General features: G+C 63.7%; 9 protein-coding genes. 7 read left to right on the top strand and 2 right to left on the bottom strand.

The window, feature by feature from the left end; translation table 11 throughout:
- Positions 1–794 (bottom strand): chlorophyll synthase ChlG (gene chlG / locus RMQ73_RS05825; RefSeq protein WP_409049839.1); only part of this gene is annotated, 794 nt, incomplete at its 3' end.
- Positions 795–852: 58 nt separating this feature from the next.
- Entirely contained in the window at positions 853–1,641 is a 789-nt protein-coding gene (locus RMQ73_RS05820; protein ID WP_310497136.1) for a helix-turn-helix domain-containing protein, read from the bottom strand.
- 236 nt (positions 1,642–1,877) lie between these two features.
- On the opposite strand from RMQ73_RS05820, the gene bchF reads away from it, so the two are divergent.
- The 7 genes from bchF to RMQ73_RS05785 all read left to right on the top strand — a co-directional run.
- A complete protein-coding gene (gene bchF, locus RMQ73_RS05815) occupies positions 1,878–2,462 on the top strand; it encodes a 2-vinyl bacteriochlorophyllide hydratase (protein ID WP_310497135.1) in 585 nt (194 codons plus the stop codon).
- Positions 2,459–3,754: a ferredoxin:protochlorophyllide reductase (ATP-dependent) subunit N gene (locus RMQ73_RS05810; RefSeq protein ID WP_310497134.1), complete on the top strand. Its 1,296-nt coding sequence runs from the start codon at positions 2,459–2,461 to the stop codon at positions 3,752–3,754. The genes bchF and RMQ73_RS05810 overlap by 4 nt, the downstream gene beginning before the upstream one ends.
- Before the next feature lie 3 nt (positions 3,755–3,757).
- Positions 3,758–5,335, top strand: a complete 1,578-nt coding sequence (gene bchB, locus RMQ73_RS05805; RefSeq protein WP_310497133.1) for a ferredoxin:protochlorophyllide reductase (ATP-dependent) subunit B — start codon at positions 3,758–3,760, stop codon at positions 5,333–5,335.
- Positions 5,325–9,011, top strand: coding sequence for a magnesium chelatase subunit H (locus tag RMQ73_RS05800; protein ID WP_310497132.1), 3,687 nt, complete (start codon positions 5,325–5,327; stop codon positions 9,009–9,011). Before bchB ends, RMQ73_RS05800 begins: the two co-directional genes overlap by 11 nt.
- An 11-nt stretch (positions 9,012–9,022) precedes the next feature.
- Positions 9,023–9,907, top strand: a complete 885-nt coding sequence (gene bchL, locus RMQ73_RS05795; RefSeq protein ID WP_310497131.1) for a ferredoxin:protochlorophyllide reductase (ATP-dependent) iron-sulfur ATP-binding protein — start codon at positions 9,023–9,025, stop codon at positions 9,905–9,907.
- Positions 9,904–10,614 (top strand): magnesium protoporphyrin IX methyltransferase, encoded by a 711-nt coding sequence (gene bchM / locus RMQ73_RS05790; RefSeq protein ID WP_310497130.1) that lies wholly within the window; start codon positions 9,904–9,906, stop codon positions 10,612–10,614. The genes bchL and bchM overlap by 4 nt, the downstream gene beginning before the upstream one ends.
- Positions 10,611–11,247, top strand: a 637-nt coding sequence (locus RMQ73_RS05785) for a PucC family protein (protein ID WP_310497128.1), incomplete at its 3' end; no start/stop codon positions are given. The genes bchM and RMQ73_RS05785, both read left to right, overlap by 4 nt.

The following is an 11,247-nucleotide window of genomic DNA, read 5'->3' as shown; positions in this document are numbered from 1 at the left end:
ATCAGCACCACCTGCATGGAGAGCGAAAACGCCACCATCGCCGATGGCCAGTGCAGGCCCCAGCGCGCGAGCAGGATGATCACCACCACCTGCGGCAGCGCCATTGTCCAGCAGGCCACTTCGGCGGCGTTTCGTTCCCCCAACTGCACCGGCAGCGAATTGACGCCGGACTGGGCATCCCCCTTCACCGCCTTGAAATCGTTGAGCACCATGATGCCGTGAGCACCCAGTGAATAGAGGCACAGCACCCAGATGATGCGGCTGTCGGGTACGCCGCCGGCCATCACTGCGGCGCCGGTGAACCAGCTTACCCCTTCATAGGCGATGGCGCACACGAACGGCCCCGTCCAGCCATCAGCCTTGAAGCGCAGGGGCGGCGCCGAATAGGCCCAGGCCATGGCGACGCCGACGATGGTGGCACAGCCCACCACCGGCCCGATGGCAAAGCCCACTGCAAGGCTGATGATCGAACCGATGCAGGCGATATAGAGTCCCCAGCGGCCGGGGATACGGCCCGACGGGATCGGACGATGGGGTTCGTTGATGGCGTCGACATGGCGATCGAACCAATCGTTGATCGCCTGGCTGTTGCCGCACACCAGCGGCCCGGCCAGCAATACGCCTGCGAAAAGCAGCCACCAGCGGTCTGCCAGCGGCACGCCCGATGAAACGACGCCGCACATGAAAGCCCACATTGGCGGGAACCAGGTGACGGGCTTGAGCAATTCCAGCACGTCCCGCGCCCTCGGAAGGGCGCGCGGAACGATGCGTTGCGGCGCGAGGGAGGTAGCCATGTTCATTGTGTCAACCTAGGTTGACAGGGGGGCGCGCGTCAACGCGGCGCGTGCGGCGTCAGGTGTAGCCGATAATGTCGCCAGCGTCCGGGCGTTCACCGGTATTCCTCGCATTGCCCCCGGCTTTGCCCCCGGTTTTGCCCCCGGTTTTGCCCCCGGTTTTGCCAATGCCGTGGCGATGCAGCTTTGCGTACAGTCCCTGTCGTGACAGCCCGAGCAGTTCCGCTGCCGATGCCCGGTTGTCGCCCGCCAGTTCAAGCGCAGACAGGATGCATGCGCGCTCGACGCGGTCTGTCGCAGCGCGGACTGCGTCCTTCAGCGAGCCGGCAGCGGCCAAGTGCGGCGCACAAAGCCGACCGATAGCCAGAAAGCCCATGCCGAGGCTTTCGGTCAGCTGCCATTCGATGGCGACGTCCGCATGGTCATTTCCGTGCCGCAGTGTAGTTCGGCTGCGGCCTTGGCCGGCAAGGCCGGCCGCGCGCCCGCGGTCGGCCGTGATGACGGTGTCGGCAAAGGCCCGGCCCGGAAAGGCCAGGCCAACCCAGGCAGCATCCATCGCGTTCGCGGCACAGCAATCGCCTGACTGGGCTGCGCTGACCACGCCGTCTTCGCCGATAATCAATATGATGTCGGCACTGGCCAAGAGCGCGCGTTCGGCCACGCCGGGTGGCAGCAGGGCCATGACCGCTTCGGTCGCAGCAGGCGAAACAACCGCATCGGTCGCAGCAGGCGAAACAACCGCTTCGGTCGCGCCAGGTGAAATGACCGGCCGCTGTGCGCCGGCGTCGAGCGTGGCCGGCGCCGCATCAACTTCGATTGTCGCAATTCTTGCTACAAGCATGTCCATGTCTGCCGCCGTCTTCCCTGCCCGAGAAACGTCACTCTCCCCCTCCTATCACCTTGAACCGACGGTGACAATTTGTCGCTGCCTGAGCCTGTGCGAGGCGTCAGCCTGCGCGGCGCGGGACTTGGCCCCGCGGCGCGTTCATCCCGACAAGCCACGCATCAGCCGGCGTAAAGCCAGATTGACACATGGTAACGTGATGATAGGGTTCGTGTTGGTTGGGGAATGGATAAATCGCCTTGGAAAACGGGCAAATAGGGTCGGCAGCGCGGCCGCTGTACACGCCGGAAGAGCGTGTCCGGCGGGATTCGACGCGCTGGACATTGGTGCAGGGGATCCTTGCGCCGGTGCAATTCCTGATATTCGGCGTCAGCCTCTATCTCGTCGTCAACTATCTCAGGACGGGCGAAAATTATGACCTTGCGGTTGCCTCGGTGGTTGTGAAGACCCTGGCGCTCTACACAATCATGGTCACCGGCGCGATCTGGGAAAAAGTCGTGTTCGGCCAGTATCTTTTCCACGATTCCTTCTTTTGGGAGGATGTGTTTTCCATGTTGGTGATCGTTCTTCACTCGCTGTATCTGCTCGGTCTGTTCGCCGGCATCGCCACCCCGACCCAACTTATGGCGACGGCGCTCGCCGCATATTTCGCCTATGTGATCAACGCGGCCCAGTTCGTCTGGAAGTTGCGTCAGGCCCGGCTTTCCAGTTCGGCTGCCCAGGTGCAGTCGCCCGATGTCCAGGTTGCTGCGGCAGGCGGCGACATGGCAGCCAAAGCCGCGCAGGCGCCCGAAATTGCTCAAGCTGCGGCCATTGCGGCATGACGGCCGTAGTTGCCTCGTGCGATGCGGCCCCCGTGCTTCGCGAGCGCGGCCAGCGCGAAGTGTTTTGCGGGCTGACCGGCATCATCTGGCTGCACCGCAAGATACAGGACGCGTTCTTTCTGGTCGTCGGCAGCCGCACCTGCGCGCATCTGCTGCAATCGGCCGCCGGTGTCATGGTCTTTGCCGAGCCGCGTTTCGGCACTGCCATCATCGAGGAAAAGGACCTCGCCGGTCTCGCCGACGCCAATGAGGAGCTGGACCGGGTTGTCACGCGGCTGCTCGCCCGCCGGCCCGACATCAAGCTGCTGTTCCTGGTCGGCTCCTGCCCCAGCGAGGTCATCAAGCTGGACTTGTCGCGCGCCTCCGTCCGCTTGAACGAGCGGTTCAACCCGCAGGTGCGCGTGCTGAACTATTCCGGCAGCGGCATCGAAACGACCTTCACCCAGGGTGAAGACGCCTGTCTCGCTTCGATGGTGCCGGGCATGGCTGCGCTCGGGGCTGCGGTCGGGGCTGGGCTCGGGCCCGAAACGGCGCCCACGCAGTTGCTGATCGTCGGCAGCCTGCCCGATGTCGTTGAAGACCAATTCCGCCAGTTGTTTGCCGATATGGGCATCGCCCGCGTCGATTGCATGCCGCCGCGCCGTTCGGGCGAACTGCCGCCGGTTGGACCGGGCACCCGTTTCCTGCTGGCGCAGCCGTTTCTGGCAGACACGGCGACGGCCCTGGAAAAACGTGGCGCGGTGCATCTGCCGTCGTTGTTTCCGTTCGGCGCCGAAGGCACCACGACGTGGCTGCATGCCGCTGCGCGTGCGTTCGGCATTGATGAAATGCATTTTCGCGCCGTCGTGGCGCCGGGGCGCGAGCGCGCCAAGCGGGCCATGGCCAATCATGCCGCTCAGTTGAATGGCAAGCGCATCTTCTTCATGCCGGATTCGCAGCTGGAAGTGCCGCTGGCGCGCTTTTTGCATAGTGAAATGGGCATGGAATTGATCGAGGTCGGCAGTCCCTATCTGCACAAGGCGCATCTGGCCGAGGAACTGGCCGCGATCCCGGCCGGCGTCACTATCTCCGAAGGCCAGGACGTGGATCGGCAGTTGGACCGTGTGCGCGCCGCCCGACCGGACCTGACGGTTTGCGGGCTTGGCCTCGCCAACCCGCTGGAGCGTGAAGGCCTGACGACCAAATGGGCCATAGAGCTGGTGTTCTCGCCGATCCATGGTTTTGACCAGGCCGGCGATCTGGCGGAATTGTTTGCCCGGCCGCTTGGCCGCCGCGACATCCTGAGGGTCTAGGCGATGCAGCTGACCGTCTGGACCTATGAAGGCCCACCGCATGTCGGGGCCATGCGTGTCGCGACCGGCATGAGGCACCTGCACTATGTCTTGCACGCGCCGCAGGGCGATACCTATGCCGACCTGCTGTTCACGATGATCGAACGGCGCAGTGCCCGCCCGCCCGTCACCTACACCACCTTTCAGGCGCGCGACCTTGGCAAGGACACCGCCGAGCTGTTCCAGTCTGCTGCGCGCGATGCCTATGAACGGTTCAAGCCCGAGGCGATGATCGTTGGCGCGTCATGCACCGCCGAGTTGATCCAGGACGATCCGGCCGGCCTGGCGCTGACGATGGGCCTGCCATGTCCGGTTATCCCGCTGGAGTTGCCGAGTTATTCGCGCAAGGAAAACTGGGGCGCATCCGAAACTTTCTACCAGATCGTGCGCACCCTTGCCGACCCGGCACGCCGGGCACTGCCGCTTGACGGCGTCCGCCGGCCCCGGGTCAATCTGATCGGGCCGACGGCCTTGGGCTTCCGCCACCGCGACGATGTCGCCGAAGTGACCAAGTTGCTGGCCCGCATGGGCATAGACGTGCATGTCGCGGCGCCACTGGGAGCGTCGCCCACCGATATCGCCGGGCTTGGCGAGGCGGATTTCAACATCTGCCTCTATCCCGAAATCGGCGACCAGGCTTGCCGTTGGCTGGAAAAGACCTTTGGCCAGAAAACGGTGAAAACCGTACCGATCGGCGTCAATGCCACGCGTGAATTCCTTGCCGAAGTCGCCATCGCTGCCGGCTTGCCGGCGCCGGACACCAGCGATTCGGGCCGCATGCCCTGGTGGTCGCGTTCCATCGATTCGACCTATCTGACCGGCAAGCGCGTTTTCATCTTCGGCGATGGCACGCATGCCGTTGCCGCAGCGCGGGTCGCAGCCGAAGAGCTGGGCTTCAAGGTGGTCGGCCTTGGCTGTTACAACCGCGAATTCGCGCGCGAAATTCGCACCGCGGCGGCGATTTATGGCGTCGAGCCGCTGATTACCGACGACTATCTCGCGGTCGAGGAGGCCATCGCCGCTGCTTCGCCCGAGCTGGTGCTCGGCACCCAGATGGAGCGCCATATCGCCAAGCGACTTCGCATTCCATGCGCCGTCATTTCCGCGCCCGTGCATGTCCAGGATTTTCCGGCCCGGCACAGCCCGCAGATGGGCTTCGAAGGCGCCAACGTGTTGTTCGACACCTGGGTGCACCCGCTGGTGATGGGCCTGGAGGAACACCTCCTGACCATGTTCCGCGACGATTTCGAGTTTTCCGACGCCAACGGCCCGAGCCATCTGGGCCATGGCGGCGGCAATCATGCGCCAACTGCTGCACGCGGCGCGCCCGAGTCGGCTGAAGCGACACAAGCAGCTGCCGAGCCAACGCTTGCCGACGGCGGCCAGAGCTGGTCCCCCGACGGACTTGCGGAATTGGCCAAAATCCCGTTTTTCGTGCGCGGCAAGGCCCGGCGAAACACCGAAACCTACGCATCCGAACATGGGGTTGCCGTGATTACCCGTGACACGTTGTACGAGGCAAAAAGCCATTATGCGCGTTGATCCCGCCCCCGCCGGTTCCGGTGGTCGCCCTGATGCCTGCCGGGTCGTGATCATCACGCTGGACAATCATCTTTCGGGTGCCATCGACCGGGCGCGGGCGCGATTTGCGCGGTCGGATGTGCCGATTTCCATCGGTTTCCATGCTGCTGCCGACTGGGACAAGGACGGCAAGCTGGAGGCTGCTCGCGCCGACATTGCCGGGGGCGATATCGTTATCGTGACCATGTTGTTCCTCGACGAGCAGATCCGGGCGATCAAGGACGCGCTGGAGGCCCGGCGCGAAGCTTGCGACGCCATGGTCTGCCTGATGAGCCAGTCCGACATCGTCAAGATGACCCGCATGGGCGACTATCGCATGGACGCGCCGCCCAAGGGACCGCTAGGCTGGCTGAAGAAGCTGCGCGGATCGTCCAAGGACGGCGCCGCCAATTCCGGCGCGGCGCAGATGGCGGTGCTGCGGCGCCTGCCCAAGCTGCTTAAATTCGTGCCCGGAACCGCGCAGGACGTGCGCGCCTATTTCCTCACCCTGCAATATTGGCTGGCCGGGTCGGACGACAATGCCTTCATGATGGTGCAGGCGCTGGTCGACCGTTATGCCGATGGCCCGCGCAAGAGCCTGCGCGGCAAGACCAAGGTCGAAGCGCCGCAGGATTATCCCGAGGTCGGCGTCTATCACCCCGATCTGCCGCAGCGGATGTCGACCAAGGTTTCGGACTTGCCGCAGGGCCGGAACGCAGTCGGCACGGTCGGTGTGGTGTTGCTGCGGTCCTATGTGCTCGGCAAGGACGCCAATCACTATGACGGCGTCATCCGGGCGATGGAGGCCAAGGGGCTGAACGTCATCCCGGCGTTTGCTGCCGGCCTTGATGCGCGGCCGGCGATCGAGGAATTGATGATGAAGGACGGCGTGCCCACCGTCGACGCCATCATCAACCTGACAGGGTTCAGCCTGGTTGGCGGCCCGGCCTATTCCGACGCCAAATCGGCCGAGGAAATCCTGGCGCGGATGGACCGGCCCTATATTTCCGCGCATCCGGTCGAGTTCCAGACGTTGCAGCAATGGGGCGCCAATCGCCAGGGGCTGCTGCCGCTGGAATCGACGATCATGATCGCTATTCCGGAACTGGACGGCGGCACCCAGCCGATGGTGTTCGGCGGCCGCAGCGACGCCAGCGGCGAGGCCTGCACCGGCTGCGAGCGGGGCTGTACCTGGACGACCACCGAAGGCGTGCGCGCCATGCAAAGCTGCCCGGAGCGTGCCGAAGCCATGGCGGCCAAGATGCTGAAGCTGGTGGCGCTGCGCAAGGCGCCCCCGGTGGACCGCAAGATCGGCATCGTGCTGTTCAACTTTCCGCCGAACGGCGGTGCGGCGGGCACGGCGCAGTTCCTCGCCGTATTCGAATCGCTCCACGCGACCTTGAAACGGCTGAAGTCCGAAGGTTATGACGTGGAGGTGCCGGAAAACGGCGACGCGGTGCGTGAACGTGTCATTGGCGGCAATGCCATGAAATACGGCCAGGAAGCCAATGTCCACGACTTCGTCAGCGCCGACCATATCGTCGCGACCGAGCCGTTCCTGAAGCAAGTCGAGGCCGAATGGGGCCCGGCGCCCGGCAAGTTCCAATCTGACGGCCGCAGCGTTTTCATCCTTGGCGCGCAGTTCGGCAATGTCTTCATCGGCATCCAGCCGGCCATCGGTTATGAATCCGATCCCATGCGGCTGCTGTTCGATGGTCGTTTTGCGCCAACGCACGCGTTCATGGCTTTTTACCGCTGGTTGCGCGACGGTTTCGGCGCCCATGCCGTCCTGCATTATGGCACGCATGGCAGCCTTGAATTCATGCCTGGCAAGCAGACCGGGATGACCGCCAGCTGCTGGCCGGAACGGCTGATCCAGGATCTTCCCAACATCTATCTCTATGCTGCAAACAACCCGTCCGAAGGCGTTCTGGCCAAGCGTCGTTCGGGCGCGACGCTGGTCAGCTATCTGACGCCGGCGCTAACCAATTCCGGACTTTACAAGGGGTTGGCGGACCTTAAGGCGTCGGTCGAACGTTGGCGCGCGACGCCGCCGGACAGCGCTGAGCTGGCGCCGTTGGCAGAAATCATCGCCGAACAGGCGCAGGCCATGGATCTTGATGGCAGCGACGTTTCGCTGCTGTCGACGCGCCTCTATGAAATCGAGCGCGAGCTTATTCCGCAAGGCCTGCATGTGCTTGGCGCGGCTGAGACGGAGGACGCGCGCATCGACATGCTGCTCGCCACCGCCTCGACACGCGAAGACCCCCTGCCACGCGAAACCATCGAAGGGCTGGTGCGCGGCACCGTCCGGCCGGACACGCCGCTGCTGCGGGAATTGGCATCGCTCAACAATGCGCTGATGACCAACCACGAAATGGCCGGTCTGATCCACGCGCTCGATGGCGGTTATATTCGGCCCGTTTCGGGCGGGGATATTCTTCGCACGCCGGAAATCCTGCCTACCGGCCGCAATATCCATGGCTTCGATCCGTTCCGCCTGCCATCCAGCTTTGCCTGCAAGGATGGCGCGGCCCAGGCGACACGAATCGTTGCGCGCGCACTGCAGGATTCAGGCCGCATTCCCGAATCCATCGCGATGGTCTTGTGGGGCACCGACAATCTGAAAAGCGAAGGCGCGCAGGTGGCGCAGGCGCTGGCGCTGATGGGCGCGCGGCCGCGGTTCGACAGTTACAACCGCTTGTCCGGGGCCGAACTGATCCCGCTCGAACAACTGGGCCGGCCGCGCATCGATGTCCTGATCACGCTGTCGGGCGTGTTTCGCGACTTGCTGCCCTTGCAGACCCGCATGATGGCCGAAGCGGCGCTGCTGGCATCCGAAGCCGATGAGCCGCTGGAACAGAATTTCGTGCGTGCCCACAGCCTCGCCTACCAGGCCGAACACGGTTGCGACATGGCGACGGCGGCGTTGCGGGTCTATTCCAATGCTGAGGGAAGCTATGGTGCCAACGTCAACCTGCTGATCGATTCGGGCGGCTGGACCGACCCCGCCGAACTCGCGGATTGTTATGAACGGCAAAAAGGCTATGCCTATGGCGTCAAGGGAGATCCGGTGCGGCACCCCGGCATGCTCGCATCGGCGTTGAAAACTGTCGATTGCGCCTATCAGAATTTGGAAAGCGTGGAACTCGGCATCACCACCATCGACCAATATGTCGATACGCTGGGCGGTATCAGCCGCGCCATCACGCGCGCCAAGGGCGGGCAAAGCGCGACCGTTTATATCGGCGACCAGACGCAGGGGTCTGGCAAGGTTCGCAGCTTGCAGGAACAGGTGGCACTGGAAACCCGCACGCGCACGCTCAATCCGGTGTGGATCGAAGGCCAGCTACGCTATGGCTATGAAGGCGTCCGGCAGGTCGAGGCGGCGGTGACCACCACGATGGGCTGGTCGGCCACGACCGGCCAGGTCGATTCCTGGGTATATGCCCGGATCACCGAAACCTATGTGCTTGACGACGCCATGCGGCAGCGAATTGCCGAAATGAACCCGCGTGCTGCAGCCAAGATCGCCAATCGGCTGATCGAGGCGGCAGACCGCAATTACTGGCAACCGGATGCAGACACGCTGGCGGCATTGTATGCCGCTACCGATGCCATCGAGGATCAACTCGAAGGCATTTCGCAGGCGGCGTAAGGAGAAAAACGATGGCAATTCTGGAAAAAAGCCGCGGAGACGGCGACGGCAGCGTTCAGGTCAATCTGGACCCGTCGCAGAAAATCGAAGGCGCCAAGGTCTTTGCCGTTTACGGCAAGGGCGGCATCGGCAAGTCGACAACGTCGTCGAACCTGTCGGCGGCATTTTCGCTGCTCGGGCAGCGGGTGCTCCAGATCGGCTGCGACCCCAAGCATGACAGCACGTTCACGCTGACCAAAAAACTGATGCCGACGGTTATCGACGTGCTCGAAACAGTCGATTTCCACCACGAGGAACTGCGCCCCGAAGACTATATGTTCGAGGGCTTCAATGGCGTCATGTGCGTCGAGGCTGGCGGCCCGCCGGCAGGCACCGGCTGCGGCGGCTATGTCGTTGGCCAGACCGTGAAACTGCTCAAGCAGCATCACCTGCTCGAAGATACTGATGTGGTGATTTTCGACGTGCTCGGCGATGTGGTGTGCGGCGGCTTTGCAGCCCCGCTCCAGCATGCCGAGCGGGCGATCGTGGTGACCGCCAACGACTTCGACAGCATCTTTGCGATGAACCGGATCATGGCGGCCATCGCCGCCAAGTCCAAGAACTACGAAGTGCGCCTTGCCGGCTGCATCGCCAACCGGTCGGAAAATACCGATGAAATCGATCGTTTCTGCGACGCCACGGGCATCGCCCGGCTGGCACATCTGCCCGACCTGGACGCCATCCGCCGTTCGCGCCTGAAAAAGTGCACGGTGTTCGAAATGGACGAAACGCCTGAAATTCTGGCGGTTCAGCACGAATACAAGCGCTTGGCAGCATTGCTCTGGGCCGGCACCGAACCATGCCCGGCGCGCCCGATGAAGGACCGGGATATCTTCGATTTCCTGGGATTTGAATGAACGCCCACAGCCCTAAGCAAACTGCTGGCTGGGAGGCAAAGCGTAGCCGTCTGGAACAGTATTTCGACCGCACGGCGCTGGATGCCTGGGCGGCGATGACCAGTGATACCCCGGTCAGCCGCATCCGTGCGACAGTGCGCGCCGGCCGCACCCAGATGCGCGACACGCTGCTGTCCTGGCTGCCGGATGATCTGCACGGCCGGCGTATCCTTGATGCCGGCTGCGGGACCGGTATGCTAGCGATCGAAGCGGCGCGGCGCGGCGCCGAAGTCGTCGGTATCGATGTGTCGCCGCAGCTCGTCGGTATAGGCCGTGACCGGTTGCCCGAGGACGTCAAGCACCGGATCACTTTGCTCGCCGGCGACATGCTCGATCCGGTGCATGGCCATTTTGACCATATCGTCTCGATGGATGTCCTCATCCACTACGAAGCCGACCAGATCGGTGATGCGACAGCGCGGCTTGCCGACCGCACACGCCACAGCTTCCTGTTCACCTTTGCGCCGGGCACGCCGCTGTTGCGCACGGCCCGGGCCATCGGGCAGTTCTTTCCCAAGAGCGACCGGTCGCCGTCGATCATCCCGGTGCCGCACGCCAGCATCAAATCGCGCCTGAGCCGGTCGGTGCCGCATGCCCGGCTGGGCCGCGACATCCGTGTCAGCCGGGGTTTTTACACCAGCCACGCCCAGGAAGTGTTGCTGGCGTGACGGCGCTGCCGCTCAGCAGGACCGCCGGTCTCTGGCAGAAACTGGGCACCCAGTTTCTGCCTTTTGCCGATGCCGCCTCTGCCGAGTTGCCGCTGCGCCGCCTGTTGCGGCTGTCGCTGTTCCAGATATCGGTCGGCTTGTCGCTGGTGCTGCTCAACGCGACACTGAACCGCGTGATGATCGTCGAATTGGGCCTCTCCGCCACCATAGTATCGATCATGGTGGCCTTGCCGCTGTTGTTTGCGCCGCTGCGGGCGCTGGTCGGACACCGTTCCGACAATCATGCCTCGATTTTGGGCTGGAAGCGCGTGCCCTATCTGTGGGCGGGTACGATGTTGCAGTTTGCCGGCTTGGCGATCATGCCGTTCGCGCTGTTGGTGATGACCGGCGAGGGCGCGCTTTATGGTCCGTTGCCCGGCGAGATCGGCGCCGTGCTCGCGTTTCTGTTCGTTGGCGCCGGGGTGGCCATCACCCAGACGGCCGGGCTGGCGCTTGCCAACGACCTGGCCGATGACGACCACAGGCCGCGCGTGGTGTCCCTTTTGTATGTCCTGCTGCTTGACGGCATCTTGCTGGCCAGCCTAGTGCTGGGGCGTGAGCTCATGGAATTCACGCCGACCAAGCTGGACGGCG

Source organism: Sandarakinorhabdus sp., from assembly GCF_031430775.1.
In the GTDB taxonomy this organism is placed as follows: Bacteria; Pseudomonadota; Alphaproteobacteria; order Sphingomonadales; family Sphingomonadaceae; genus Sandarakinorhabdus.
Note: the sequence above shows the minus strand (reverse complement) of the source record. Positions and strands in the feature narration are given on the sequence as shown.

What these genes read in the sequence shown, in the direction of transcription:
- RMQ73_RS05810 (WP_310497134.1), top strand. Translation starts at nt 2,459, where the DNA reads ATGACGGCCGTAGTTGCCTCGTGCGATGCGGCCCCCGTGCTTCGCGAG.
- bchL (WP_310497131.1), top strand. Translation starts at nt 9,023, where the DNA reads ATGGCAATTCTGGAAAAAAGCCGCGGAGACGGCGACGGCAGCGTTCAG.
- bchB (WP_310497133.1), top strand. Translation starts at nt 3,758, where the DNA reads ATGCAGCTGACCGTCTGGACCTATGAAGGCCCACCGCATGTCGGGGCC.
- RMQ73_RS05820 (WP_310497136.1), bottom strand. Translation starts at nt 1,641, where the DNA reads ATGGACATGCTTGTAGCAAGAATTGCGACAATCGAAGTTGATGCGGCG.
- bchM (WP_310497130.1), top strand. Translation starts at nt 9,904, where the DNA reads ATGAACGCCCACAGCCCTAAGCAAACTGCTGGCTGGGAGGCAAAGCGT.
- RMQ73_RS05800 (WP_310497132.1), top strand. Translation starts at nt 5,325, where the DNA reads ATGCGCGTTGATCCCGCCCCCGCCGGTTCCGGTGGTCGCCCTGATGCC.